Here is a 26330-nt window from a genome sequence, read left to right as displayed (position 1 = left end):
CCATGGACCCCGAGCCCGCCGGCGTCACGCCCTCGGCCGCGCCGACCCCGGTCGAGCCGCTGTCGCCGACCGTTCGACGCGGCTACGCCCTCGGCTCGGTCGCGACGGGCACGTTCGGCACCGTCCCCGGCCTGCTCCTGCTCCCGTACCTGACCGACACCCTCGGGGTCGCGGCCGGGCTGGCCGCGGTCCTGGTCTTCCTGCCGAAGGCGTGGGACGTCCTGCTGAATCCGGTCGCCGGACGGATCAGCGACCGCTCGGTCTCGCCGCGAGGGCGGCGTCGACCGTTCCTGCTGCGTGCGGGGACCGCCCTCGCGCTGACCTTCGCGCTGATCTTCGCGGGCCCGTCCGCTCCGGTGTGGCTGGCGGCCGGGTGGGTCGTGGTGCTGTTCCTCGCCTGCGCGAGCGCGTACGCCTTCTTCCAGGTCCCCTACGTCGCGATGCCGGCGGAGATGACTCTCGACTACGGCGAGCGGACGCGGTTGATGACCTGGAGGGTCGCGGTGCTCGCGCTCGCGATCCTGCTCTCCGGCGCGACGGCGCCCCTCGTCGTCAACGCGGTCGCCGACGCCTGGAGCCGGCTCGCCGGCTACCGCGTGATGGGGGTCTACATCGGGCTCGTCCTTCTCGTCGGCGTGATCGGCGCGTACCGCGGGACCCGGGACGCCCCGGACCACGGCGTCGCCTCCCCGTCCGGGACGACGCGCGAGCAGCTGCGCCTCGTCGCGCAGTCGCGCGACTTCCGGGCGCTGCTGACCACGTTCGTCCTCCAGGCGGCCGGGGTGGGCGCGATGCTGGCCGGCGTCGCCTACGTCGCCTCGAACCTGCTGGACGCGGGCGGCGCCGACTCGATCCTGTTCGTCGCGTTCGTGGCGCCGGCGCTCGTCGTGACCCCGCTGTGGGAACGGTTCGCGCGCACCCGTGGCAAGCGTGCCGGATACCTCGCGGCGACCGCGTTCCTCGGCGTCGGTGCGGCCTGCACGTTCGTGGCGATCAGCGGCAGCGCGCCTGCCGCCTACGCCGCGGCGGCGATCGTCGGCATCGGCTACGCCGGCGCGCAGGTGTTCCCGATGGCCATGCTTCCCGACGTCGCGGCCGACGACGCGGCGCGGACCGGCCAGAACCGTACGGGTGTCTTCACCGGTGTGTGGACCGCGGGGGAGACCCTCGGTCTCGCGCTCGGGCCGGGGATCTTCGGACTCGTCCTCGCACTCGGCGGGTACGTCTCGTCACGCGACGGGACCGCCGAGCAGCCGGACTCCGCGATCACCGCGATCGCGGTCGGCTTCTCGTTCGTCCCCGCGGCGCTGATCGCTCTGAGCGTCGTGTGGCTGCTGCGCTACCGGCTCGACGACCGGGCGTTGCGCGTCCCCGCTCCCCGGCGCACCCCCGACCAGACCGACGACCCGAAGGAGTCCCGATGAACGCCGACGAGGTCCGCGAGCGACTCGCCACCCTGCGCGAGCGCGACCTGCCGACGCACGGCGGCCGCACCCTCGCGTACGTCTACGACTCGGGGATCGCCGAGGCCGACGAGCTCGGGCGCGAGGCGCTCGCCGCGTACGGCGCGACGAACGGGCTCGACCCCACGGCCTTCCCGAGCCTGCTCGCGATGGAGCGCGACCTGGTGGCGTTCGCGCGTCCGCTGTTCCACGCGCCCGACGGCGCGGTCGGCACGGTGACCTCCGGGGGGACGGAGTCGATCCTGCTGGCGGTCCAGGCCGCGCGCGACGCGCACCCGGACGTGCCCGACCCCGTGATGGTGGTGCCGAGCAGCATCCACGCGGCCTTCCACAAGGCGGCGCACTACTTCGGCGTCGCGCGCGTGTCCGTCCCGGTCGACCCGGTGACCAAGCGGGCCGACGTGGGCGCCACGGACGCGGCGATCGAGCAGCACGCAGGACGGGTCGTCCTCGTCGCCGCGTCGGCGCCGTCGTACGCGCACGGCGTGATCGACCCGATCGCCGAGCTGGCCGGGCTGGCCGCCGCGCGGGGGATCCGGTTCCACGTCGACGCCTGCATCGGCGGCTGGGTCCTGCCGTGGCTGGAGCGCGCCGGCCGGGTCGCGGTGCCGTGGGACTTCGCCGTCGACGGCGTCACGAGCATCAGCGCCGACCTGCACAAGTACGCGTACACACCGAAGGGCGTCTCGCTGCTGCTGCACCGAGACGCCGGACTGCGGCGGCCGATGTTCTTCGCGAGCGCCGACTGGCCCGGCTACACGATGTTGAACGCCACGCTCCAGTCCACCCGGTCCGGCGGCCCGCTGGCGGCGGCGTGGGCGGTGGTGTCGTTCCTGGGCGACGACGGCTACGACCGGCTCGCCCGGCACGCCCACGACGGGACGCTGCGCCTCGCCGAGGGCGTCGCGGCGATCGAGCACCTCGACCTGGCGGCGCCGCCCGACTCGACGCTGCTCGCCGTGACCACCGACGAGTCCTGCGACGTGTTCACGCTGTCGGACGCGATGCTCGAGCGCGGATGGTTCGTCCAGCCCCAGATGGCCTACGGCGACCTGCCGGCGACCCTGCACCTCACGATCTCGGCCGCGACCGCCGATCAGGTCGGCGACTTCCTGACCGATCTGACCGACGCCGTCAGCGAGGCGGTCGCCCAGGGTCCGGTGGTCGTCGACGAGCAGCTCGCCGCTGCCGCGCGGGCGATCGACGTCGCCACGCTCGACGACGACGCGTTCGACGGGCTTCTCCAGCTCGCCGGTCTGAGCGGGGGCGAGTCCGGCGTGCTCGCGCTGCCCGACCGGATGGCCGCGGTGAACGCTCTGCTCGACGTGGCCCCGCCGCGGCTGCGCGAGGCGCTGCTGGTCGCCTTCCTGGACCGGCTGACGCGCTGAGCCGAGCCGGTCAGGCTGACCCGAGCCGGTCAGGCTGAGCCGAACCGGTCAGTACGCGCGGTGGCGCCCGCCGGGGGCGGCGGCAGGTGCGTCACCGCCGGCCAGGTCGGTGCGGAGTGCTGCGACCGCTGGGGCGCTCGAGACCGGGAGCAGGGCGCTCGGGTCGTCGGGCAGCGTCAGCCGGACGGACACGTGGTCGGCGAAGCGGTACGGCATGGTGGCGAGCACCGGCCCGAGGGTACGCCGCAGACGCGACATCTCCGCCCGGACGGTGACGGTGCGCGCAGCGTCGGCGAACAGGTCGTCGGCGAGGGCCGAGGCGGTGCGACCCTCCGGGTGACGCACCAGCGCCACGATGATCTCGGCGTGCCGCGGGCTCAGCACCTGCTTCCACGACGACGACGGGCCCGCGACCTCCACGGTCGCGGGGTGCACGCTCAGGTCGAGGTGCAGCGCGGTCGGGGCGGTGTCCTCGGTGCCGGTGTCGTCGAGTCGCAGCAGCCAGCCACCCGGCAGCGCCTCGGCGATCGCGTGTCCGAGGTTGGGAAGCAGCAGCTCTCCCGGCGTCATGTCCTTCGGAAGCTCGATCCGGCCGGGCTCGGCCATCGACGACACGGCGGCGCAGACGCCGTCCTGCGTGACGGCGAGCGCGGGGCCGTCGACGCGCGCGAGCAGGGGGGCGGCGAGATTGCGCAGCCGGTGCATGCGCTCGTGATGGGCGACCCGCAGCTCGTTCTCGGCGAGGGAGGCGGCGAGCGCGACCTGGGTGAGCGCGAGCGGGTTGGGGATGGGTGAGCGGGCGCTGATGTTCACGACCCCGAGGTGCTGACCGGTGACCGGGTCGGTCAGGGGTGCGGCGTTGCAGGTCCAGACCGTGTGGGTCTCGGCGAAGTGCTCCGCCGCGTGGATGTGCACCGGTGTCTGCTCGACGGAGCAGGTGCCGATCGCGTTGGTCCCGACCGTGGCCTCCGACCACGACGAACCCGGGACGAACCCCAGCGCGTCGGCCTGACGCTTCACGACCGACGGCCCGTCGCGCCACAGCACACGGTCCTCGGTGTCGGCGACGACCATGAGCATGTTCGCGTCCTCGAGGGCGCCGCGCAGATGGGTCCTGAGCCGGTCGAGCATCGGGCCGAGCGCGCTGGTGTGTCGGGCGTCCTCGAGCTGGTAGGCGTCGAGCGGGTCGTTCGCGGCCGTCCCGTCGGCTGAGACCCCGAGCGAACGCATCCGTCGCCACGAGGCCTGGACCAGCGGCCGCGGCGCCGCCTCGGGCCGACGACCTGCGAGCACGCTCGCGCGGACGCGGTGCATGCGACGGACGTCGTCGAGTCCGGTCGCGGGACCGATCGTGGTGTCGAGGGGTGCCATCAAGATCCTCCCAGCGCTTCCTGGGCGCGACCCACCATAGCGTCGCGGGGCCGTCGATGGCACCCCTTGGCGCGCTCGTGTCGCTGCAACCCCTTGCAACCCTGGTCGCAGCGGTTGCCTGGGGAGTTACCTGGGTACCGGCGGCGGGGCAACTCGACCGCCGGGCGGGTCCCTGACCCGATCGCGGCCGTCCTTCGGTCTCCGTTGCGGGGGAACGGAGACTGGAGGACGGCGTGCGAACCCGCCAGGACACGACGAGGCCCCGATCCGCTGAGCGGATCGGGGCCTCGTGCCGTCTCGGACGAGCGGCGTCAGATCGCGCGGACGTTCTCCGCCTGCGGACCCTTCTGACCCTGGGTGACATCGAACTCGACGCGCTGGTTCTCGGCCAGCGTGCGGAAGCCATTACCGGAGATCGCGGTGTAGTGGACGAACACGTCGTCACCGCCACCGTCCTGGGCGATGAAGCCGTACCCCTTCTCGTCGTTGAACCACTTCACGGTGCCTTGCGACATTTCTTGCTCTTTCGTTGAACTGCAGGACCGGCCGTTGCCGGCCCCGTGATGCTGCTCCACCGCGTGGCTCTCACGTGGTGCGAACGGCTCAGATAAGACGAACGCGCCAACGGTCGTAGCCGTTGACGCGAGACCTCAGACCTGCGCTGTACCGAACAACAACGTGATGAACACTAGCAGGTCAGGGTCCGGATCGTGAGCGTGCGACGCGCCGGTTCCCGGGTGGCGGACGGGCCCGGTTGGCACGACGCTGGTTGCCGTGACGAGCGACGGTGACGAAGCGGCCCGGTCGACCGCCGGCGCGCCCGGGGGAGGGGCCGGGAAGCACCGCGTCCGGCCGAGGCTCACGTCGTGGTCGGAGTACGCCCTGACCCCGCGCCGGACCCGCAGGCCGGGCACGGGTCAGGAGCGGCCCGTCGACCGGGTCGTGTTCGGCATCACCGCCGTGCTGTCGGTCGGGTTCGTGGTGTGGGGCATCGCAGCCACCGACTCGCTCACCACGGTCGCCGACGAGGCGCAGAGCTGGGTGATCGGCCGGACCGGATGGCTGTACGTCGTCGCGGCGAGCTACTTCGTGGTGTTCGTGATCTGGCTCGCGGCGTCGCGCTACGGGCGGATCCCGCTCGGTGACGACGACGAGGAGCCGGAGTTCCGGACGACCTCGTGGATCGCGATGATGTTCAGCGCGGGGATGGGCATCGGTCTGATGTTCTGGGGGGTCGCCGAGCCGCTGTCGCACTACGTGGCGCCGCCCCCGGGGACCAGTGACCCCGAGACGATCGACGCGGTGCAGACGGCGATGGCGACGACCATGTTCCACTGGGCGCTGCAGCCGTGGGCGATGTACGCCGTGGTCGGGGTCGCGATCGCCTACAGCACCTTCCGACGCGGACGGTCGCAGCTGATCTCGTCGGTCTTCCGTCCGCTGATCGGACCGCGGGCTGACGGACCGGTGGGCAAGCTCATCGACGTGCTCGCGATCTTCGCGACGCTGTTCGGGTCCGCGGTCTCCCTCGGTCTCGGCGCCCTGCAGATCGGGTCCGGGCTGGAGTTCCTCGGCTGGGCCGACAACGTGGGGACGGATCTGCTGGTCGCGATCATCACCGTGCTCACGATCTGCTTCATCGCGTCGGCCGTGTCCGGGCTCGCGCGGGGCGTCCAGGCGCTGGCGAACGTGAACATGTGGCTCGCGGTCGCTCTGGCGGTGTTCGTCTTCGTGGCCGGACCCACCCTGTTCATCCTGAACATGCTCCCGACCGCGCTCGGCGACTACCTCACCGACTACACCGCGATGGCGTCGCGGACGGATGTCTCCGGGGGAGCGGAGATGCAGACGTGGCTGTCGCAGTGGACGATCTTCTACTGGGCCTGGTGGATCTCGTGGACGCCGTTCGTGGGCCTGTTCATCGCGCGGATCAGCCGTGGTCGGACGATCCGTGAGTTCGTGACCGGTGTGCTGCTGGTCCCGTGCCTGGTGAGTCTGGTGTGGTTCGCCATCTTCGGCACCGCGGGGATCGACGCGGAACGCACGAGTGGCGGACTGACCGACGCCGACGGCGCGGTCGACAGCGACTTCGCGCTGTTCCGGCTGCTCGAGCAGTACCCGCTCGAGTCGGTGACCGCCGTCCTCGTGATGCTGCTGGTCGCGATCTTCTTCGTCTCCGGCGCCGACGCGGCGTCGATCGTGATGGGCAGCCTCTCGCAGCACGGCGCCGTCGAGCCGGGCCGCAGCATCGTGGTCTTCTGGGGCGTCGCGACGGGCGCCGTGGCGGCGATCATGCTCGTGCTCGGCGGGGCCGACGCCTTGAACGGCCTGCAGAGCGTCACGGTCGTGACGTCCTTGCCGTTCGCGGTCGTCATGCTGCTGCTGACGATCGCGCTCGCGAAGGACCTCCGCACGGACCGGCTGTCGGTGCGCCGCGACATCGCCTACGAGCTCGTGCGCGAGGCGGTCTCGACCGGGATCGACGAGCACGGGCCGGACTTCGTGATCGCGACGACACCGGTCACCCGCGGTCCGCAGGACCCGGAGCCGAGCGCCCGGCAGGGCCCGTCGCCGGCCGCGCCCGACCCCGAACCCGACGCCGACCCCGGCGACCGCGACGGGCCGGGCTGAGCGCGGCCCGCTCGGTCCGCTTCGTCAGCGCCGCGGACGCACGCGGACGGTGGTCCTCGACCAGGCCGAGCCGGCGCGCCGTGGCGTGGGCAGGGCCTTCGCCCGGACGACCGTCCGTCCTGCACGGCGCAGCCTCAGCCGTACGGTCGCCCGCCCGTCGGCGCGGGTCCGCCGCACGCTGCCGATCCGCCGCCACCGTCCCTGGGAGCGTGCCTGGAACCGGACCCGGACCCGCGCGCTCGGGAACCGGCCGAGGGCCCGCTCCTCGCGCACGACCGCACTCAGCCGGACCCGCTGCCCGCGCCGCACCCGCGCGTCGGACGCGCGCAGCCGGGTCCACGTCCTCGGCTTGCGGAGCCGCACGCGGGTCGTCGCCAGCCGCCGCTCGCCCGCGGGCGTCACCAGCGTCGGGCGCACCGTGAACCGGCCGGCGACCGTCCGCCGGGCGCAGACCTCGAAAGCCCCACGACCCGACGCGCCGTCGGCTGCGGTGATCCGCACGGTGTCGACCACGCGGCCGCGCCGGTCGGCGAGCCGGACGCGCAGCGTCCACGGTGCGGCCCGGTCGACGTCGTAGCGGAACGGGTGCGCGAAGCAGTCGTCGTACAGCACGCCGGAGCGGCTGCGGACCTCCGCGACGGCGGCGCTCGCCGGGGTCGGCGCGAGCAGCCCCGCGACGACGGCGAGTGCCGCGACGAGGAGAACCCGTGCGATGGCGGGGCGAGCAGGGTCGGTCACCCGGCGACCCTACCCGGAGTGCCCGCCGCGGGCCTGGATCAGCACGCCCGGGTTGAGCACCCCCTCGGGGTCGACCTCGTCCTTCACCGCAGCGAGGATCCGGGTGCCCAGCGGCCCGATCTCCGCGGCGTACGGCGCGGTGTGGTCGGTCCCGACTCCGTGGTGGTGGGTGATCGTGGCTCCGACGGCCCGGATCGCCTGACCGACGGCGTCCTTCGCCTCGAACCAGGTGTCGACGGGGTCGTCGTCCTGCCGGCACGCGACCGTGAAGTAGAGCGACGCACCGCTGGGGTAGACGTGCGAGACGTGGCAGAGCACGATCGGCGGGCTGTCGTGCGCCGTCAGCGAGGCGACCAGCGTGTCGGTGACGGCGTGGCGCAGTCGGGCCAGGTCGCTCCAGAACGTCGCCGTCTCGAGCGTCTCGACCATCGCGCCGGCGTCGAGGAGCGCGTCGCGCAGGTACGGGGCGTGGTAGCGGCCGGTTCGCCAGGACTCGCCGGGTGCGGTGCCGAGCGGCTCCGCACCGAGGTCGCGCATCCGCCGCTCGAGCTGCTCACGGGTCCGCGCGACGCCGTCCGCGGCGCCCTCGAGCCCGGTGATCGCGAGCGCCCCGGTCGGTGCCGGGCCGCCGGCGCCGGCCGGGTCGGCGAGGTTCACGGCGGTCTCCGCCTCGTCGGACAGCCGGAGCACGGTCGGCAGGGGACCGTCCTGGGCCAGCGACCGCAGCGCCTCCACCCCGGCGTCGAAGCTCGCGAACCGCCAGCCCTCGTACACCCGGGCCTCGGGTCGGGGCCGGACGACGACCCGGACCTCGGTGATCACGCCGAGCGCACCCTCGGACCCGAGGACCAGCTGGCGCAGGTCGGGCCCGGCAGCCGACCGGGGTGCGGTGCCGACCTCGAGGGTGCCGGTCGGGGTGGCCAGCCGCAGCCCGACGACCATCTCGTCGAAGCGTCCGTACCCCGCCGACGCCTGGCCCGCCGAGCGGGTGGCCGCGTGACCGCCGATCGTCGCGCCCTCGTAGGACTGGGGGAAGTGGCCGAGGGTCCACCCGCGGGCGGCGAGGTGGGCCTCGGCCGCGACCGTCCGGAGGCCCGCACCGAGGCGGACCGTCCGTGCGACCTCGTCGACCTCCTCGGCATGGTCGATCGCGGACAGGTCGAGCGCGATCACGGCGGCGAACCGGCCGCGCTGCGGTGCGAGGCCTCCGACGACGCTCGTGCCGCCCCCGAACGGCACGACCGCGATCCGGGCGGAGGCGCAGAGCTCGAGCAGGGCCACGACCGTCTCGTGGTCGGAGGGCGTCACGACGGCGTCCGGTGCCTGGGTCGCGTCGCCGGCGCGCAGCCGCAGCAGGTCCGGGGTCGAGTAGCCGCGGGTGTGCGCGAGCCGGGCGTCCCGGTCGAGCCGCACGCCCTCGTCGCCCACGATCGCGCGCACCCGTACGGCGAGCGCCTCGTCGAGCGGGTCCGGCAGCGCGACGTCGTCGAGGGCGACGGGGTCGCCCGGGGCGGAGACTCCGAACGCCGCCAGCGCTGCGCGCAGCGACTCGGGCAGCTCGGCGGCGCGGGCGGGATCGCCCCAGCGTCCGGGCAGCATCGGGACGGGCGGGAGATCGGACTCGGTCATGGCGCTCGCTGCTCGTCGTGGGGAGGACGGGCCGGTCGGCCCGCTGATACACTGTGACACATGATGTCTCACCGACGCAACGGACCCGACGGCCGGGCCGCCGGGATCCGAGCCGGCTCGTCGCTGTCCGCGGCCCGCCGGGCCGCCGACCTCGACGCACTGCGTCGGCGCCCGGCCGTCGACCTGATCGTCGTCGGCGGCGGCGTGACCGGCACCGGCGTGGCGCTCGACGCCGCCTCCCGCGGGCTCCGGGTCGTCCTGGCCGAGCGCCACGACCTGGCGTGGGGGACGAGCCGATGGTCCTCCAAGCTCGTGCACGGCGGACTGCGCTACCTCGCCTCCGGCGACGTCCGGGTGGCCCACGAGAGCGCGGTCGAGCGCGGGATCCTGATGGAGCGCACCGCACCTCACCTGATCCGGCCGCTCACGCAGACGATCCCGCTGACCGCCGAGATCGATGCCCGCCAGGCGGCACTGCTGAGGGCGGGCACCCTCGCGGGGGACGGGCTGCGCCTCGCCGCCTGGACCGGCCGCCGCCGCCTCGCGCGGTCCCGGCGGGTGGGGCCTGACGCCGTGGTCGCCCTGGCGCCGACCGTACGGACGGGCGACCTGCGCGGCGGTCTCGTGCACACCGACGGCCAGCTGGTCGACGACGCCCGTCTGGTCGTGGCGCTCGCCCGCACCGCGGCGTCGTACGGCGCACGGATCCTGACCCGGACCTCGGCCGTCGAGGTCGGGGGCCGCGGAGCACGGCTGCGCGACGAGCTGAGCGGCGACGTGATCGACCTCGACGCGCGGGTCGTGGTGAACGCGTCCGGCGTCTGGGCCGGAGCGATCGACCCGACGATCGTGCTGAGACCGAGCCGGGGGAGCCACCTCGTCCTGCCCCAGCGGGTCTTCGGCGGGTTGCGCACGGCGCTGACGGTGCCGGTGCCGGGAGCTCGAGGAAGGTTCGTGTTCGCCCTCCCGGCGCCGGAGGGCCGCGTGATCGTCGGGCTCACCGACGTCGACGCCCCCGGGCCGGTGCCCGACGACCCGCAGGCCAGCGCCGAGGAGGTCACGTTCCTGCTGTCGACGATGTCACGGGCGCTGCGCACGTCGCTGGAGCCGTCCGACCTCATCGGCACGTACGCGGGGCTCCGTCCGCTGCTCGACGTGGGCGCCGGGGCGACCGCCGACCTGAGCCGGCGCCACGCCGTCGTGACCCGCGGCGACGGTCTGGTCTCGGTGGTCGGAGGCAAGCTCACGACCTATCGCCGGATGGCCCAGGACGCGGTCGACGCCGCCCTGCTGTCCGCCGGGCTCGCAGCGGGACCGTGCCGGACCCGGTCGCTGCCGCTGGTCGGTGCGGCGGCACCGCAGGCTCTGGCGCGGGTCGCCGCGCCGGCGCGTCTGGTCCGGCGCTACGGCACCGAGGCCACGGCCGTGCTCGCCACCGGTGCCGACGGGTCGGCCCCCGTCGCGCACGGCACCGGGGTGACCGCGGCCGAGCTGCGGTTCGCGGTGCGCCACGAGGGTGCGCTCGAGGTCGACGACCTGCTGGACCGCCGGACGCGGATCGGTCTGGACCCCGACGCACGGACCCGCGCCCTGGACGCGGCCCGGGTCGCCCTGGCCGACGGCTGAGCACCTCGCCGGCAGCGGCTCGCCGCGACACCGACGGTCAGACGTGACGGTCGAGCTCCGCCCAGAACGCCTCGCGCAGCTGCCAGCGGGTCTCGGTCTCGAGCACGCGGTGCCGGTCGTCGGCCCGCGCGACCAGATCGGTGAGCAGGGTCGAGTCGACGTCGCCGGGGATCGTCGGCTTCGTCGCGACCAGGGAGGCGACGTCGGTCTGCGTCGCCGAGTCCAGCCAGTTGCGGACCACCGTGCGAACCACGTCGGGGATCTCCGCCCGCAGGTCGGCGTCCGGGTCGTACGGGCCGGTGCGGTTGGGTGACCCGCTGACCGAGGTGTAGGCGATCGACGCCGCCGGCGGCTCGTACGTGGGGGTCCCGTTGTGGACCCGGGCGACCTCGGCCGGTGTCGGGATCCGCAACGGCGGCGGCGTCGCCTCCACGGCGACCTCGGGTGTCTCCGGCGCGGCCGTCCGGGCATCGGACACCGTGCCCGCCGCGACGCCCGCGCCGACGGTCGTCGGCTCGGAGGTCCCCGCTGCCGGGGTCGGAGCCGCCGCGACCGCGGGGCGGGGCACCGGGCGCGGGACCGGACCGATCGCGCCCTGCAGGGTCTCGAGCGGGATCCGCAGCCGGTCGTCGACCACGCGGGCGAGGTTCATGGCGGTGGCGTGGACCCCGATCCTGGCCTCGTCGTTCGGCACGTTGAAGAGACTGACCCGGACGCCGTAGTCCTGGGCCATGTCGACGGCCTCGGTGAGGTCGTCGTCGCCGGAGACCAGGTAGATCTCCGACACGGCGCCCTGCAGCGCGAGGTTGACCATGTCGAGCGCGATCCGCGTGTCGACGCCCTTCTGCGCCCCTTCGTTGTTGACCCGCCCGAGGCGGAGCTTCACGTCCGGCAGGAGCGAGATCAGGTTGTGCTCCTCCGACATCAGGCGGTGGGACGGGGTGTTGGTGGCGTCGTACCAGAGCACGCGCAGCAGCTCGGTGTCGGTCGACTCGGCGACGGCCGACGTGATCCCCGTGACCAGGCGCTCCCAGCTCACCGCGATCGCCCGTCGCAGCGACGTCCCGACCAGCACCTGTGCCGAGGACGCCAGGAGGTAGCCCGCGTCGACGAGGATGGCGTGCCGGTTCGGTCGCGTCGTGGGGCTCATCCGGTCAGGCTAGTACGCCGACGGATCCGCGGCGTCTTGCCGACACGGCACCGTCGGCCGTGCCCTGGTCCGAGCGGCGCGAGCAGGGCGCAGCCGTCCTGACGGGGTCCGGCTAGGGTGGGCGCGAGGCGGATCGACGAGGAGGCACGGTGGCGGGACGGGCGACGGCGGGGATGATCGCGGCGGTGGTCTCGGTGGCAGCCCTGACCGGGTGCGGGTCGGACGAGCCCGACGACTCCGCGTGCCGTGGTGTCGCCGACGGTGGGACCGTGCTCGTCCAGGGCGACAACACTCCGCTGACGGAGTCGGTCACCGCGGGCGTCGGGTCGATCGACGTCAACCCCGACGGTGCGAGCGCCACGCTGATGCTCTCGACCGCGGACGGGAACCCGGGGAAGGTCCGGACCGTGCGCGTCGTGGTGAACGGCACGTTCAAGGCCGGAGGTCAGGCGTTCGACGTCGCGCAGATCTGCCGCGGCTCGGTGACGCTGAGCTCGACCCAGCCCACCTCCTGAGGCGTCGTTCGCGCCGGGCGGCCGACGCGGCTCAGGCCTTGTCGCCGAACATGATCTCGTCCCAGGACGGGACGCGTCGGCGCTCCTTGCGGCGCGGGCTGCGCTTGCGCGGCGGCGCCTCGCCGGCCTCGTCCGACTCGCCCTCGGCCTGGTCGGCCTCGCCCGCGGGCCGTCCCGGCGGGTCCTGGGCGGCGCCGCGCGCCGCCGACCGACCCGGCTCCCCGAGCTCCAGGGTCGGCTCCTCCTCCGACGGTCCGGCGAGATCCTGCAGGCTCAGCTGGTCGCCGTCGCTCTCGCGCGTGCCGGCGTCGCGCTCGGCCCGGGCCCGCTCGGGAGCGTCGCCGCGCCCGGACGCCGAGGTCCGCGGCTCCTCCGCGGGGGCGCCACCGACACCGAACGGCTCGTCGGCCACCGCCGCGGCCCTGCGCTCGCGCGCCTGCCGGAGCGACGCCACGCGAGCATCGGGACCGCCGTTCACGACGGCCTGCTCCGGACGGCTCACGGCGTCGGCGATCGCCATCTCCGACTCCGAGGGCACGTCGCCGACCAGCTCCCGCGCCGCGTCGTCCTCCGCGAACGTGTACCGGCCGGCCGGGTCGAACACGTAGCTGCCGCGCAGCCCGTCCGCCTCGACCGTCACGGTCCAGCGGCCGTCGTCGCGGCGGTAGGAGTCCCAGTCGGCGGACTCGGGGTCGCTGCCGCGCGAGCGCACGCTCGAGTCGACGGCCTCGCCGAGGGTGAGCGCGTTCGACTGGGCGTGCTTGCGGCGCACGGTGGCGCCGCGGGCACGCTCCGCCATGTGCTCGCGCTCGGCGAGCACCGGGTAGGCGTAGGCCATGATCCGCTCGACCGGCAGCTCGGCGGCCGCGGCGACGTCGTCCGGCGACTCTCCCCGGCGGATCCGAGCCTGGATGTCTCGCGGGCGCAGTGCACTGTCCATCGCAATCTCCAACTGGCCGAGTCGTGCCCGGTCGTTCCTGAGGGTGGCGCGGAGCCGGTCGTCGGCGGGGACGCGGTACTGCTCACCGACGGCGCCGCGCAGGATCACGTACCGCTGATCCTCGCTCAGCCCCACGACGGTGAGGTCACGCATCGGGTCCTCCTCCGGTCCTGCTCTCGCCTCGTCTTCGCCCCAGTCTCGGTCGCGACGGGGTTCAATCCAAGCAAGCGCGCCGAACCCGTCGTCGCCGGGCCCCTCCCGGGCGGCTACGGTCGTGGACGTGCACGTGTACGTGGCGGTCGACCTCGCGGGCGTCGCAGCGTTCGCGCTGTCCGGTGCGCTCGTGGCCGTGCGCAAGCCGCTCGACCTGTTCGGGGTGCTCGTGCTGGCGACCGCGACCGGACTCGGCGGAGGGTTCCTGCGCGACGTGCTGGTCGGGCAGATCCCGCCGGCGGCCCTGGAGGACTGGCGCTACCTGGCCGTGCCCGTCGTCGCGGGGCTCGTGGCGTTCCGCTTCCACCGCGGGCTCGGCCGGATCGAGCGGGAGATCGCGGTGTTCGACGCCGCCGGGATGGGGCTGTTCTGCGTGACCGGGGCCGTCCTGGCTCTCGAGTTCGGCCTGCCCGCCGTCTCGGCAGCGCTGATGGGCATGGTGACGGCGATCGGCGGCGGCGTGATCCGCGACCTCCTCGCGGGCCGGGTCCCGGTCGTGCTCCGCGAGCAGCTCTACGCGCTCCCGGCGCTGGCGGGCGCGGGGGTGGCGGTGGCCGCGGTCCGGCTCGGGCTCGACGACCTGGCCGTGATCGCCTGCGGGGCGACGGTGGCGACCGGGTGGCGCCTGCTCGCGCTGCGCCGGGACTGGCACGCTCCGCTGCCGCCCGGGATGGACGGCTACTGAGCAGGCTCCGGCTCGGCGACGGTGACCCGTTCGGGCCGCCGCGGTCGACGGATCACCCACGAGCCGGCGAACGCCGCCGCCCCCGCGCCCAGGCACACGAGGTAGCCGCTCGATCCGCCCCACGTGTCGACGACCCACCCCGAGACCGCCGCGCCGGGGGCCACACCGCTGGCCAGGCCGGTGCTGAACCACCCGATCGCCTCGGTCAGCCGTGAGCGAGGAACCCCCTGCTCGATGATCCGGGTGGTGGCCACCATGCTCGGCGCGATCGCGAGGCCGGACAGCAGCAGCGCACCGGCCAGCACCCACAGGTTCGGTGCGAGCAGCAACGGCACGACGCTGAGCGTCAGCATCGCGGTGATCCAGCGCAGCTGGACGACCGGTGGGACGCGCGAGGGCAGGGCGCCGACGAGGAAGCCGGCGACGAGGCTGCCCGCGGCCCAGACCGCGAGCAGGGCTCCCGAGGCCGCCTTGTGGCCGGCCTCGTCGGCGACCGCGACGGTCACGACCTCGGCGGCCCCGAACAGCACCCCGAACCCGAGGGACGCCACGACGACCGGCGCCACCACGCCGAACGCCAGCTTCTCGCGCACCGCTGCCCCGCTGTCCCGCCGCGAGGCCCGCGGCTCCGTGCGCCGCTGGGCGGCGAGCGCGACGGACCCCGTGACGCTGGCGACGGCGGCGACCACGAGCCCGGCGTACGGGTTGATCGCGGTCGCGAGGAACGTCACCAGGACCGGTCCGACGATGAAGACGACCTCGTCGAGCACGGCTTCGAGCGCGAAGGCCGTGGTGATCGACGACGGGGGTGCGACGTAGGTCCACCGCGCCCGCACCATGCTGCCGGCCTGCGGCAGTGCGAACCCCGCCACGGCGGCGCAGAGGTGGGGGAGCGGGTCGGGCGCGCCCTCGTGGATCGCGACCAGGCCGAGGCCGATCCCCAGCCCGAACACCGCGGCGGTCGCCGGCAGCACGACATGCTGTCCGAGCCGGTCGACCAGCCGGCCCTGCACCGGTGCACCGACCGCGCAGGCGACCAGAGCCGCGGCGGAGATCGCGCCCGCGCGGGCGTACGAGCCGCTCTGCGCCGAGACGAGCAGGACGATGCCGAGGCCGAGCATCGACATCGGGAGGCGGGCGAGCAGGCCGGCGGCGGTGAACGCGAGCGCGCCGGGCAGCCGGAGGATCCGGCGGTAGGAGTCGAGCACGGGAGGTACGTCCTGGGCGAGTGTGGCGGAGGGAACCTCCGGGTGGCCCCGGCGGGGGCCACGACTGCACGATAACCCGGCGCTTGGTTGGATGGTCGCCATGGATCGATGGGACGACGACGCTGTCGTGACACCGCCGGACACCCGCCCGTACGACGCGTTCCTCCTGGTCTCCTTCGGGGGACCGGAGAAGCCGGACGACGTCGTGCCGTTCCTGGAGAACGTCACCGCAGGGCGCGGGATCCCGCGCGAGCGGCTGGTCGAGGTCGGCGAGCACTACTTCGGCTTCGGCGGGCGGTCACCGATCAACGACCAGAACCGCGACCTGCTCGCCGTGCTCCGCCTCGAGCTGCGGACCCACGGGATCGACCTTCCGCTGTACTGGGGCAACCGCAACTGGGACCCGTACCTGTCGGACACGCTGGCGCAGATGCGCGACGACGGCGTACGGCGGGCGGTGTGCCTGTTCACCAGCGCGTACTCGTCGTACTCGGGCTGCCGTCAGTACCGCGAGAACCTCGCCGACGCCGTCGAGGCGACCGGAGCGGAGGCGCCGCGGCTCGAGCGGATCCGGCACTACTTCAACCACCCGGGGTTCCAGGCGCCGTTCGTCGACGGGACCGTCGCCGCGCTCGAGCAGCTCGAGCGCGAGGGGCGCGACGCCGACGGTGCTCGTCTCGTCTTCGTCACCCACTCGATCCCCGACACGATGAACGACGCCAGCGGCCGGTGGGTCGCCGACGGCACCGAGCACGGCGGAGGTGCCTACGTCGAGCAGCACCGCGACGTCGCGTCGAGCGTCGCCGCCGCGGTCTCAGCACGCAGCGGCGTGGAGCGCGCGTACGACCTGGTCTACTGCTCGCGGTCCGGCTCGCCGCACGTGCCGTGGCTGGAGCCGGACGTCAACGACCACCTGGAAGCGCTGGCGCAGGACGGGGTCGACGCCGTCGTGGTGGTCCCGATCGGATTCGTCAGCGACCACATGGAGGTCGTCTACGACCTCGACACGGAGGCCCGGGCGACCGCGGAGCGGGTCGGCCTCGGGTTCGCCCGCGTACCGACCCCCGGTGTCGACCGCCGGTTCGTCGCGGCGATCCGCGAGCTCGTCGTCGAGCGTGCCGCCCAGGCACGCGACGAGGAGCCCGACCCACCGGTCGTGGGCTCCCTCCCGCCGTCCTGGACGGTCTGCCCTGCGGGATGCTGCGCGAACCCGCGCGGCGCCCGTCCCGCCCTCTGCGGGTCCGACGGATGAGCGAGGCCGCGACGACCGACCCGGAGGCGCTCGTCACGCTCGCCTCCACCGCAGCGCGCGCGGGCGCGGCGTACGTCCGGACGCACCGCGGCCCGGGGCGCGTCGAGGTGGCGGCGACCAAGTCGAGCCCCACCGACCCGGTGACCGAGATCGACCGCGCCACCGAGCGGGTGATCCGCGAGCACCTCCTCGGCGCGCGACCCGACGACGGCTTCCTGGGCGAGGAGGGCGGCCTCGAGGAGGGCAGCTCGGCGGTCGTGTGGGTGGTCGACCCGATCGACGGGACCGTGAACTTCGTCTACGGCATCCCTGCGTACGCGGTCAGCATCGCAGCCCGGGTCGACGAGGTGGTCGAGGCGGCCTGCGTGCTCGACGTGGTCCGCGGGGAGGAGTTCACCGCGACGCGGGGCCACGGTGCCTTCCGGCGCGAGAGCCCGGCGCGCGGAGCCCGGCGGCTGCAGGCGGTCCCCCCGCCGAGCGCGGCCTCGGCCCTGGTCGGGACCGGCTTCAACTACGTGCTGGAGGTACGCCGGCGCCAGGCCGCCGCCGTGGGACGCCTGCTCGAGTCCGTCCGTGACGTTCGTCGCACGGGATCGGCGGCACTCGACCTGTGCGGACTCGCGGCCGGAAGGCTGGACGCCTACGTCGAGCAGGGCCTCCAGCCCTGGGACCTGGCCGCCGGCGGCCTGATCGCCCACGAGGCGGGCGTCGAGCTGGCCGGCCTCGACGGTGAGCCGGACGAGCGGCTGACGATGGCGGCCCCGGCGGCGTTCGCGGGGGAATTTTTCGCGCTCGTGCGCGCTTGTGGGTTCTGACTTGGGTCGCGGTTCTCCGTGTGGCACAATCTGCGCGCCTGAAGTTATCGAATTGGGATGAACCCGGCCGCCGGTCGGGACGAGAGACGTTAGAGGAGGGTTCATGGCGACCGACTACGACGCTCCTCGCAAGACGGAAGAGGAGCAGTCGGAAGACAGCATCGAAGAGCTCAAGGCTCGTCGGCACGAGAAGAACTCGGGCAAGGTCGACGAGGACGAGGTCGAGGCAGCGGAGTCGTTCGAGCTCCCGGGCGCCGACCTGTCGCACGAGGAGCTCTCGGTGCAGGTCGTCCCCCGGCAGTCCGACGAGTTCACCTGCTCGTCGTGCTTCCTGGTGCACCACCGCAGCCAGCTGGCTCACACGAAGGGCAAGCAGCTGATCTGCGTCGACTGCGCCTGAGCCGCGCCGCGCCGCGCGCGGGACGTTCACGGGGACGCACCAGGCCAACACGGCCCAGCGACACACGAAGCCCCCGGACCCCTCAGGGTCCGGGGGCTTCGTCGCGTCCGGTCGCAGCCGGCCTCGGCGGTCTCGCCGTGCCGCCGGGTGGTGCCGCCGGTCAGACCTTCGGCTTGGGGCCCTTCATGCCCGGCGGGAGCTCGCCGGTCGACCGGACCCAGTAGCTGACGGCCTGACGGTGGACGACGACCTTGATCAGCCCTGCGGCCGCACCCGCGAGCACCGCCCAGGTCACGGCCTCGCGCGTGCTGATGTCGGGCCGGTGGGACTCCTCGACCGTCGGGGGCTTGCGCCCGGTGGCGGCGCGCCAGACCAGGGAGGCGGCCTGCGCCGCCGCCATCGCGGAGAGGAGGGTCGAGACCCGGTCCATCAGCTTCCAGGCGGCCTTGCCCGGCTTGCTCTTCTTCTTGGCCTTGTCCTTCGCCTTGGACGCCTGGGATCGCGCCACGGTGTCTCCTTCGTCGGTGCGGAGCCGTTGCGGCTCCCGTTCGGGTCCGAACCGAACGTTAGCGCCTCGGCGACCGGGCGGGGGCCGCCCCGGCCTCAGCCGCGCGCCAGCCGGGCCGTGATCGCGTCGGCGAGGTCAGCGGCGTGCCGGGTCCCCACGAGCCAGTACGGCGTCGGGTCGTGCGGATCGGTGATCTCGACCCGCACGGCGGTGGAGAGGTAGGGGCGGAGGAAGAAGAACGCGCGCGCGTCGGCCTGCGGCCCGTGGAGGGCCCGGGTCTGAGCGGCGTCGAGTGCCTCGACCCGGCCGCAGTAGGCCAGCGGGACGCGTGCCGATCCCGCGCGGAGGTGGAGGTTCGTGACCTCCACGGCGGCTCTGCCGTAGTGCACCAGCGCGATCGCGACGGCGACCGCGACGGCCAGCGCGGCGCCTGCCGCGAACCATCCCGGGGCCGCCAGGACGAGGGACCACCACACGACGACCGGGACGGCGGCGGCGCCCACCCACCATCCGACGGGGACGCCGAGAGTCTCGCGGTAGTACGGCTCGGCGGCGTCGCGCGTCATGCGTCAAGGTTGCCATGCGGCCACGCCGCAGCGTGCCGGTAGGGTCGCTGCATGGTCGAGGTGCTGGTCACGTGTCTGGAGCCCGGCGTGGAGCTGCCGGCCTACGCCCATCCGCACGATGCCGGAGCGGATCTGTGCACCACGGTCGACGTGCGTCTCGCGCCCGGTGAGCGTGCAGTGGTCCCGACCGGGATCGCCATCGCCCTCCCGCCCGGCTACGTCGGGCTCGTCCATCCGCGCTCCGGTCTGGCGGCCCGCTGCGGGCTGTCCATCGTGAATGCCCCCGGGACGGTCGACGCGGGCTACCGTGGAGAGGTCAAGGTGTGCCTGGTGAACCTCGACCCGAGCGAGCCCGTGGTGCTGTCGCGGGGCGACCGGATCGCCCAGCTGGTGGTGCAGCAGGTCGAGCAGGCGGAGTTCCGCAAGGTCGACGCCCTCCCGGACTCGGCCCGCGGGACCGGGGGGTACGGTTCGACGGGTGGGTTCGTGGCGTCCGGCGCGTGATCGCGGCCGGGCCGACGCTGGTCGCGCAGCGCCGGGCCCAGGAGACGAGGAAGGGATGACCATGTTCGGTCGACGCAGCAAGAAGGCCGAGTCCGCCGGCAGCGAGGCGGAGGTCGGCTCGGAGGCGACCGAGACCGAGGCCGAGACAGTCGGGGAGACGCCGTCGGCCACGTCGCGGTTCGACCGCAGCGACGGTCCCTGGGACTCCTCGGAGCGCGAGGTCCCCGAGGACGACCCGACCTGGGTCGACGTCGGTGCGATGGTCCTGCACGGGCGGGTCGGGCTCGACCTCCAGATCCCGACCGACCCCGAGACCGGCGCCGCGTCCGCGGTCGTGATGCGCGGCGACGAGAGCGCCGTCGAGCTGCGCGCGTTCGCCGCTCCGCGCTCCGGCGGCCTGTGGTCGCAGGTCCGCCCCGAGATCGTCGCGGAGGTCGGGCGGGTCGGTGGCAAGGTCGAGGAGCGCGACGGCAGCTTCGGGGCCGAGCTGCGGGTCGAGGTCCCCGTGAAGCTCGCCGACGGCAAGCAGGGGGTGCAGACCACCCGGATCATCGGGATCGACGGCCCGCGCTGGCTGCTCCGCGGCACCTTCATGGGGCGGCTCGCGACCGAGCCCGACGACGACAGCGTGCTCGAGCAGGCGGTCCGCGAGGTCGTGGTCGTCCGCGGTGGCGACCCGATGCCGCCGCGCGAGCAGATCCCTGTGGTCGTGCCGGCGGGTGCGGTCCGGATGGAGCAGAAGGCCTGATCCCCGCGAGGGTCGCGACGTCGGGTCGTAGGGTGTTCGCATGAGCCTTCTGGAGCGTGCGCGCAGTCGCCTGTCCGGTCTGCAGGACCGTGCCGAGGCCGCGGAGCTCCGTGAGGAGGCGGCCGGTGCGGGGTGCGGGCCGGTCACCGATCAGCGGATCGGTGACCGGGTGACGGTGCACGGTCAGCTCCGCACGGTCACGCTGCGTCCGCGCAGCGGGATGTGTGCTCTGGAGGCCGAGCTCTACGACGGCTCCGGCTCGGTGACGCTGGTCTGGCTGGGGCGCCGACGGATCACCGGGATCGACGCGGGCCGTTCGTTGACGGCCCACGGCCGCCTCGGACGCCGCGACGGCACCACCGTGATCTACAACCCCCGATACGAGCTGAGCCGATGAGCGACGAGACGACCTCCGAGGACGGCACGGCGCAGGAGCGGCCGTCGACCCCGACCACGCACGCCACCGTCGAGCAGGTCGTGCGGGCGCGGCTCGCCCAGGCGCTCGGCGGGGTGCGGGGGATGGTCGAGACCGCGATCCCGACGATCGGCTTCACGTTGTCGTGGATCATCACCCGCGACCTCGAGCGCTCGCTGTGGATCGGCGGCGGGCTGGCGGTGGTGGCGCTGCTCGTCCGGATCGTGCAGCGCAGCACTCCGCAGTTCGTGATCAACTCGCTGTTCGGCATCGGGATCGCCGCGGTGTTCGCGCTGCGCAGCGGGGAGGCGAGGGACGCGTTCCTGCCCGGCCTGATCTACAACGGCGTCTACGCCGTGGTGCTGATCCTGACGATCCTGGTCGGCCACCCGCTCGTCGGCTACCTCGTCGGCAGCGTGACCGGTGACCTGACGGGCTGGCGCCGTGACAAGCGGATGGTGCGGCTGTGCGCGCAGCTGACCTGGCTGCTGGCGATCCCGTGCGTGCTGCGGGTGATCGTCCAGTACCCGCTGTGGGCCGCCGACCAGGTCGCGCTGCTCGGGACGGCCAAGATCGCGATGGGGTGGCCGCTGCAGGTGGCGGCGCTCGCGGCGATGGCGTACCTGCTCGGGCGCAACCACACGCCGATCGAGGACCCGGCCGAGGCGGCCCGGCTCCTGTCGGACGAGGCCCTGTCGTTGCGTCCGCCGCTCCAGCCGCGCGACTGAGTCCGTCCGCTCAGAGCTCGCGGTGCTCCACCGGGGCGAGCAGGTGCTGGAGCTGGGCCTCGGACTCCTGCGCTGCCACGAACAGCAGCTCGTCACCCGCCTCGAGGGAGCGGTCCGCCTCCGGGATCTGGATGCCGTGCTCGCGCAGGATCGCCACGAGGACGACGTCGCGCGGCCACGGGACGTCCCCGGCACGGCTGCCGACGTACGGCGAGTCGTCCGGCAGGGTCAGCTCGACGAGGTTCGCGTTGCTGTGGCGCAGGGTGAACAGCCGCACCAGGTCTCCGACGGTCACGGCCTCCTCGACGAGCGCGGACATGATCCGCGGTGTGGAGACGGAGACGTCGACGCCCCACTCGTCGCTGAACAGCCACTCGTTGTCGGGGTGGTTCACCCGGGCGACCGTCCTGGGGACGCCGAACTCCGTCTTCGCGAGCAGCGACACGACCAGGTTGGCCTTGTCGTCGCCGGTGGCGGCGATCACGACGTCGCAGCGCTGCAGGTGCGCCTCCTCGAGCGCGGACAGCTCGCAGGCGTCGGCGAGGAGCCACTCGGCCTCGGGGACGGCGTCGGACTTGATCGCGCGAGGGCTCTTGTCGATCAGCAGCACCCGGTGACCGTTCTCGAGGAGCTCGGCGGCGATCGAGCGTCCCACCGACCCGGCTCCGGCGATCGCGACGTGCATCAGTCCTCCTCCTCTCGCGGCCCGCGGTCCAGGACCGCGAAGACCTCGTCGGCGCCCGCCTCGTACGCGAACAGGTGCAGCACGTCGCCCTCCTGCAGCACCTGGTCGGGTGCGGCGACCATCGCCGCACCGAACCGGGTCACGTAGCCGACCCGGCCCCCGGTGGCCCGCTCGAGCCGGTCGATGGTGTGGCCGATCCACGGGGCGGGCACGAACAGCTGGTCGGCGCGGACCTGGCCGCTCGGGTCGCGGAAGACCGGCTCCTCGCCGGCCGGGATGAGCTTGCGCAGGACCTGGTCGGCCGCCCAGGTCACCGTCGCCACCGTCGGCACGCCGAGCCGCTCGTACACCTCGGCCCGTCCGGGGTCGTAGATCCGTGCGACGACGGTGTCGATGCCGAACTGCTCGCGCGCGACGCGCGCCGAGATGATGTTGGAGTTGTCGCCCGAGGAGACCGCGGCGAAGGCGTCGGCCCGCTCGATGCCGGCGCGCCTCAGCACGTCGCGGTCGAACCCGAGTCCGGTCACGGTCATGCCCGCGAAGCTCGGCCCGAGCCGCCGGAACGCGTCGGGGTTGGAGTCGATCACGGCGATCGCGTGACCGCGGGCCTCGAGACTGCGGGCGAGCGTGGAGCCGACGCGACCGCAGCCCATGATCACGATGTGCACGCGAGCGACGCTACACCTGCTGCGCGGCCTCGTCGGGGTCCGCGCGGCGCCGACGGCCGCGATCGGGTCTACGATCGCCCGCGTGGGACTAGCGGAGCTCGGCAAGCGGGCGATCCTCGGGCGGAAGCTGCGCAGCACGCAGCTCGACGAGACGTTGCTGCCGAAGCGGATCGCGCTGCCGGTCTTCGCCAGCGACGCGCTGTCGTCGGTGGCCTACGCACCGGACGAGATCTTCCTGGTGCTCTCGATGGGCGGCCTGTCGGCGTACGCGCTGAACTGGAAGATCGGGATCGCCGTCGGGGTCGTGATGCTCGTGGTCGTCACCTCGTACCGGCAGAACGTCCGCGCGTACCCGAGCGGCGGTGGTGACTACGAGGTCGCGACGGTGAACCTCGGTCCCCGTGCCGGTGTGACGGTGGCCTCGGCGCTCATGGTCGACTACGTGCTCACGGTGGCCGTGTCGATCTCCTCGGCGGTCCAGAACGCGAGCGCTGCGCTGCCGTTCCTGGAGGGCCACGAGGCGAGCAGCGCGAGCGTGCTGGTCGCCCTGCTGGTCGCCGCGAACCTGCGCGGGCTGAAGGAGTCGGGGCGGGCCTTCGCGGTCCCGACGTACCTGTTCATGCTGAGCATCCTCGGGATGGCTGTGTGGGGCTTCGGGCGCTACCTGTTCGGTGATCTCCCGATGGTCGAGAGCGCCGACCTCGACCTGGTCGCCGAGGAGCCGTACGTCGGGGCGGTCTCCGCGATCGCGATGACGTTCCTGGTGGCGCGGGCGTTCTCGTCGGGCTGCGCCGCCCTGACCGGGGTGGAGGCGATCAGCAACGGTGTCCCGGCGTTCCGGCGGCCCAAGAGCAGGAACGCCGCCACCACGCTCGCTCTGCTGGGCACGATCTCGGTGACGATGCTGATGAGCGTCATCGTCCTCGCGGACCTCATGCACCTGCGCTACGCCGAGGACCCCGCGACGCAGCTGAGCCGCGACGGGGTGCCGGTCGGTGAGAACTACGTCCAGGACACGGTGATCGGACAGCTCGCCGGCGCGATCTTCGACAACGCGCCGTTCTTCTTCTACGCCGTCGTGTTCACCACCGGCCTGATCCTGGTCCTGGCAGCGAACACGGCCTTCAACGGCTTTCCGGTGCTCGGGTCCGTGCTCGCGCGTGACGGCTACCTACCGCGCCAGCTCGACACCCGGGGCGACCGGCTGGCGTTCAGCAACGGGATCATCGTGCTCGGTGCCGGAGCGATCGTGCTGATCGTGGCGTTCGACGCCGAGGTCACGAAGCTGATCCAGCTCTACATCGTGGGCGTCTTCGTGTCCTTCACGATGAGCCAGCTCGGGATGCTGCGGCACTGGACCCGGCTGCTGCGCACCGAGACCGACCCGGCCGAGCGGCGTCGGATGCTGCGCTCCCGGGTGGTCAACGCCTGCGGGCTGGCGATGACGGGCAGCGTGCTCGTGGTCGTGCTGGTGACGAAGTTCCTCGCCGGCGCGTGGATCGCGATCACGGTGATGGCCGTGGTGTACGTGCTGATGCGTCGGATCCGCCGGCACTACGACCTGGTCGCCGAGGAGCTGTCGGTCGACGACTCCGACGTCACGCTCCCGTCGCGGGTGCACGCGATCGTGCTGGTCGGACGGCTGCACAAGCCTGCGCTGCGGGCGCTGGCGTACGCCCGGGTGTCGCGCCCCGACCGGCTGGAGGCGCTCACGGTGGATCTCGACAGCGAGGCGACGCAGCGTCTGGTCCGCCAGTGGGACGAGCTCGATCTGCCGGTCCCGCTGGTGGTCGCCGACGCCCCGTACCGCGAGCTGGTCCGCACCGTCGCGAAGTACGTCCGCAGCGTCCGCAAGGAGAGCCCGCGCGACATCGTGATGGTCTACATCCCGGAGTACGTGGTGGGTCGGTGGTACCAGCAGCTGCTGCACAACCAGACGGCGCTGCGGCTCAAGGGGCGCCTGCTGTTCATGCCCGGAGTGCTCGTCACGAGCGTGCCGTACCAGCTCAGCTCGGTGCGCTCGCGCGGTCCCGAGCGGGTGCGCCCGGTGCCCGGCGAGGTGCGGCAGGGCCGCTCGTACAGCGAACGGGACGAGTCGTGAGCGCTCACGACGACCCCGGGACCACCGAGAGCCTGGTCGGGCGCGAGGTCGAGCTCGACGTCGGCGCGGTCGCGCACGGAGGGCATTGCGTGGCGCGCTGGGACGGGCGGGTCGTCTTCGTCCGGCACACGCTGCCCGGCGAACGGGTGAGGATCCGGGTCACCGAGGGCGGGACGGGGGACCGGTTCCTGCGTGCGGACGCGGTCGAGATCCTGGTGGCAGCGCCGGGCCGGACCGAGCCGCGGTGCGACGTGTCGGGTCCGGGCGGCTGCGGCGGCTGCGACTTCCAGCACGTCGAGCTGGCGACGCAGCGTCGGCTGCTGGGTGAGGTGGTGAGCGAGCAGCTCGCGCGGCTGGCCGGGATCGAGCGCGACGTCGAGGTACGAGGGCCGTCGGGGGATCAGCACGCCGACGGACTGCGGTGGCGGACGCGGGTGACCTTCGCGGCGGACGACGAGGGTCGACTGGGGCTTCGCCGGCACCGTTCCCACGAGGTGATCCCGCTGTCGGCGTGCCCGATCGCGTCGCCGGACCTGCCGGCGGTGCTGGACTCGCGCTGGCCCGCGTCACGGGTCGCGGTCGCGGTCTCGTCGGAGGGCGACACCTTCGCGGCGGCGTACGACGTGGACGGGCGCCTCCCGAGGATCGACGCGACGGGGCTGGTGGCCGACGGTCGGCGGGTGGCGGGGCGGACCTGGGTGCGGGAGCGGGTGGACGCGCACGAGTTCCGGGTCGGCGGCTCGGGCTTCTGGCAGGTGCACCCGCAGGCCGCGGCGACCCTGGTCGACGCGGTCCGGCGGATGTCGGCGGCGCGGCCGGGGGAGCGGGTGGCCGACCTGTACGCCGGCGTGGGCCTGTTCACGGCGTTCCTCGCCGACGACGTCGGCCCGTCCGGCACCGTGCTCAGCGTCGAGGGGGATCGGAGGGGCTCCGCCGACGCGCGCCGCAACCTGCACGACCGTACGCAGGTCGAGGTCGTGAACGGCGACGTCGCGAAGGTGCTGACGCAGCGCGCCGAGCAGCGCGACCTGGTCGTCCTCGACCCGCCCCGGACGGGTGCGCGCGCCCGCGTGGTGCGCGCCGTCGCAGGCCTCGGCCCGAGCCGGGTGGTCTACGTCGCGTGCGATCCCGCGGCGCTCGCCCGGGACGTGGCCACCTTCGCCGACGTCGGGTACGAGCTCGTGGACCTGGAGGCGTACGCGCTGTTCCCGATGACGCACCATGTGGAGTGCGTGGCGCTGCTGGCGCCCGTCGGCTGAGTGCTGCTGGCGCCCGTCGGCTGAGTGCTGCTGGCGCCCGTCGGCTGAGTGCGGCCCTCTCCCGATCGTCGAGGCGCGAGCGGAGCGAGCGATCGAGACGCGCAGCTCCCGAGTCCGACCGCTC

26 protein-coding genes are annotated in these 26330 nt (G+C 73.5%); 15 read left to right on the top strand and 11 right to left on the bottom strand.

The features are described 5' to 3' along the window. Positions 1 to 2 precede the first annotated feature (2 nt). On the top strand, positions 3 to 1424 hold the full coding sequence (locus CLV56_RS15685; protein WP_100415251.1) for an MFS transporter: 1422 nt from the start codon (positions 3 to 5) through the stop codon (positions 1422 to 1424). Beyond that, positions 1421 to 2851, top strand: a complete 1431-nt coding sequence (locus tag CLV56_RS15680) for a pyridoxal phosphate-dependent decarboxylase family protein (protein ID WP_039345065.1) — start codon at positions 1421 to 1423, stop codon at positions 2849 to 2851. Before CLV56_RS15685 ends, CLV56_RS15680 begins: the two co-directional genes overlap by 4 nt. A 48-nt stretch (positions 2852 to 2899) precedes the next feature. Here CLV56_RS15680 and CLV56_RS15675 read toward each other — a convergent pair whose 3' ends face one another. Next, positions 2900 to 4222, bottom strand: coding sequence for a sigma-54-dependent transcriptional regulator family protein (locus CLV56_RS15675; RefSeq protein ID WP_100415250.1), 1323 nt, complete (start codon positions 4220 to 4222; stop codon positions 2900 to 2902). 311 nt (positions 4223 to 4533) lie between these two features. After that, positions 4534 to 4737: a cold-shock protein gene (locus CLV56_RS15670; protein ID WP_039345068.1), complete on the bottom strand. Its 204-nt coding sequence runs from the start codon at positions 4735 to 4737 to the stop codon at positions 4534 to 4536. 259 nt (positions 4738 to 4996) lie between these two features. On the opposite strand from CLV56_RS15670, the gene CLV56_RS15665 reads away from it, so the two are divergent. Then, entirely contained in the window at positions 4997 to 6853 is a 1857-nt protein-coding gene (locus CLV56_RS15665) for a BCCT family transporter (RefSeq protein ID WP_245857965.1), read from the top strand. A gap of 24 nt (positions 6854 to 6877) precedes the next feature. Here the strand turns inward: CLV56_RS15665 and CLV56_RS15660 are convergent, their stop codons facing one another. Together CLV56_RS15660 and CLV56_RS15655 are read right to left on the bottom strand one after the other, a co-directional pair. After that, positions 6878 to 7591, bottom strand: coding sequence for a hypothetical protein (locus tag CLV56_RS15660; RefSeq protein ID WP_039345070.1), 714 nt, complete (start codon positions 7589 to 7591; stop codon positions 6878 to 6880). A 9-nt stretch (positions 7592 to 7600) separates the two neighbouring features. Next, a complete protein-coding gene (locus CLV56_RS15655; RefSeq protein WP_039345072.1) occupies positions 7601 to 9220 on the bottom strand; it encodes an FAD-binding oxidoreductase in 1620 nt (539 codons plus the stop codon). A gap of 60 nt (positions 9221 to 9280) precedes the next feature. On the opposite strand from CLV56_RS15655, the gene CLV56_RS15650 reads away from it, so the two are divergent. Further along, a complete protein-coding gene (locus tag CLV56_RS15650; RefSeq protein WP_245857964.1) occupies positions 9281 to 10846 on the top strand; it encodes a glycerol-3-phosphate dehydrogenase/oxidase in 1566 nt (521 codons plus the stop codon). Positions 10847 to 10883: 37 nt separating this feature from the next. Here the strand turns inward: CLV56_RS15650 and CLV56_RS15645 are convergent, their stop codons facing one another. After that, positions 10884 to 11996, bottom strand: coding sequence for an NYN domain-containing protein (locus CLV56_RS15645; RefSeq protein WP_039345073.1), 1113 nt, complete (start codon positions 11994 to 11996; stop codon positions 10884 to 10886). Between the two features lie 149 nt (positions 11997 to 12145). Between CLV56_RS15645 and CLV56_RS15640 the strand changes: the two genes are divergently transcribed. Further along, a complete protein-coding gene (locus CLV56_RS15640; protein ID WP_100415249.1) occupies positions 12146 to 12511 on the top strand; it encodes a hypothetical protein in 366 nt (121 codons plus the stop codon). Positions 12512 to 12542: 31 nt separating this feature from the next. Here CLV56_RS15640 and sepH read toward each other — a convergent pair whose 3' ends face one another. Then, positions 12543 to 13604, bottom strand: coding sequence for a septation protein SepH (gene sepH / locus CLV56_RS15635; RefSeq protein WP_100415248.1), 1062 nt, complete (start codon positions 13602 to 13604; stop codon positions 12543 to 12545). A 127-nt stretch (positions 13605 to 13731) separates the two neighbouring features. On the opposite strand from sepH, the gene CLV56_RS15630 reads away from it, so the two are divergent. After that, complete coding sequence (locus tag CLV56_RS15630) at positions 13732 to 14349, top strand: trimeric intracellular cation channel family protein (protein WP_245857963.1); 618 nt, start codon at positions 13732 to 13734, stop codon at positions 14347 to 14349. On the opposite strand, the gene CLV56_RS15625 is transcribed toward CLV56_RS15630, so the two are convergent. Next, positions 14343 to 15557: an MFS transporter gene (locus CLV56_RS15625; protein ID WP_157805189.1), complete on the bottom strand. Its 1215-nt coding sequence runs from the start codon at positions 15555 to 15557 to the stop codon at positions 14343 to 14345. The genes CLV56_RS15630 and CLV56_RS15625 overlap by 7 nt on opposite strands. Positions 15558 to 15657: 100 nt before the next feature. On the opposite strand from CLV56_RS15625, the gene CLV56_RS15620 reads away from it, so the two are divergent. From CLV56_RS15620 to CLV56_RS15610, 3 genes are all read left to right on the top strand, one after another. After that, the gene (locus CLV56_RS15620; RefSeq protein WP_100415497.1) at positions 15658 to 16809 is read left to right on the top strand and encodes a ferrochelatase; all 1152 of its coding nucleotides are present in this window, start codon (positions 15658 to 15660) and stop codon (positions 16807 to 16809) included. Beyond that, complete coding sequence (locus CLV56_RS15615; RefSeq protein ID WP_039345184.1) at positions 16806 to 17624, top strand: inositol monophosphatase family protein; 819 nt, start codon at positions 16806 to 16808, stop codon at positions 17622 to 17624. The genes CLV56_RS15620 and CLV56_RS15615 overlap by 4 nt, the downstream gene beginning before the upstream one ends. Positions 17625 to 17727: 103 nt before the next feature. Next, positions 17728 to 18024 (top strand): DUF4193 domain-containing protein, encoded by a 297-nt coding sequence (locus tag CLV56_RS15610; RefSeq protein ID WP_039345079.1) that lies wholly within the window; start codon positions 17728 to 17730, stop codon positions 18022 to 18024. Positions 18025 to 18184: 160 nt separating this feature from the next. On the opposite strand, the gene CLV56_RS15605 is transcribed toward CLV56_RS15610, so the two are convergent. Next, positions 18185 to 18532 carry a DUF4235 domain-containing protein gene (locus CLV56_RS15605; protein WP_100415246.1) on the bottom strand — a complete coding sequence of 116 codons (348 nt, stop codon included), beginning with the start codon at positions 18530 to 18532 and terminating at the stop codon, positions 18185 to 18187. Between the two features lie 95 nt (positions 18533 to 18627). Next, entirely contained in the window at positions 18628 to 19098 is a 471-nt protein-coding gene (locus CLV56_RS15600; RefSeq protein WP_039345081.1) for a DUF3093 domain-containing protein, read from the bottom strand. Positions 19099 to 19149: 51 nt separating this feature from the next. Between CLV56_RS15600 and dut the strand changes: the two genes are divergently transcribed. Genes dut through CLV56_RS15580 form a run of 4 tightly spaced genes read left to right on the top strand, consistent with a single transcriptional unit; the run spans position 19150 to position 21493 of the window. Continuing rightward, on the top strand, positions 19150 to 19602 hold the full coding sequence (gene dut / locus CLV56_RS15595; protein ID WP_039345084.1) for a dUTP diphosphatase: 453 nt from the start codon (positions 19150 to 19152) through the stop codon (positions 19600 to 19602). Between the two features lie 55 nt (positions 19603 to 19657). Continuing rightward, positions 19658 to 20350, top strand: coding sequence for a DUF3710 domain-containing protein (locus CLV56_RS15590; RefSeq protein ID WP_100415245.1), 693 nt, complete (start codon positions 19658 to 19660; stop codon positions 20348 to 20350). A gap of 40 nt (positions 20351 to 20390) precedes the next feature. Further along, positions 20391 to 20747 (top strand): OB-fold nucleic acid binding domain-containing protein, encoded by a 357-nt coding sequence (locus CLV56_RS15585; RefSeq protein WP_039345087.1) that lies wholly within the window; start codon positions 20391 to 20393, stop codon positions 20745 to 20747. Then, complete coding sequence (locus CLV56_RS15580; RefSeq protein ID WP_100415244.1) at positions 20744 to 21493, top strand: DUF3159 domain-containing protein; 750 nt, start codon at positions 20744 to 20746, stop codon at positions 21491 to 21493. The genes CLV56_RS15585 and CLV56_RS15580 overlap by 4 nt, the downstream gene beginning before the upstream one ends. 10 nt (positions 21494 to 21503) lie before the next feature. Here CLV56_RS15580 and CLV56_RS15575 read toward each other — a convergent pair whose 3' ends face one another. Together CLV56_RS15575 and CLV56_RS15570 are read right to left on the bottom strand one after the other, a co-directional pair. Continuing rightward, a complete protein-coding gene (locus CLV56_RS15575) occupies positions 21504 to 22178 on the bottom strand; it encodes a potassium channel family protein (RefSeq protein ID WP_039345089.1) in 675 nt (224 codons plus the stop codon). Then, on the bottom strand, positions 22178 to 22846 hold the full coding sequence (locus CLV56_RS15570; RefSeq protein ID WP_039345093.1) for a potassium channel family protein: 669 nt from the start codon (positions 22844 to 22846) through the stop codon (positions 22178 to 22180). The genes CLV56_RS15575 and CLV56_RS15570 overlap by 1 nt, the downstream gene beginning before the upstream one ends. An 82-nt stretch (positions 22847 to 22928) precedes the next feature. On the opposite strand from CLV56_RS15570, the gene CLV56_RS15565 reads away from it, so the two are divergent. Then, positions 22929 to 24947 carry an APC family permease gene (locus CLV56_RS15565; RefSeq protein ID WP_039345195.1) on the top strand — a complete coding sequence of 673 codons (2019 nt, stop codon included), beginning with the start codon at positions 22929 to 22931 and terminating at the stop codon, positions 24945 to 24947. Continuing rightward, entirely contained in the window at positions 24944 to 26206 is a 1263-nt protein-coding gene (locus CLV56_RS15560; protein WP_100415242.1) for a class I SAM-dependent RNA methyltransferase, read from the top strand. Before CLV56_RS15565 ends, CLV56_RS15560 begins: the two co-directional genes overlap by 4 nt. Positions 26207 to 26330: the final 124 nt, after the last annotated feature.

The organism is Mumia flava, assembly GCF_002797495.1.
Taxonomy (GTDB): domain Bacteria; phylum Actinomycetota; class Actinomycetes; order Propionibacteriales; family Nocardioidaceae; genus Mumia; species Mumia flava.
The sequence above is the reverse complement of the archived record's forward strand: the minus strand, read 5'-3'. Positions and strand labels throughout refer to the sequence as shown.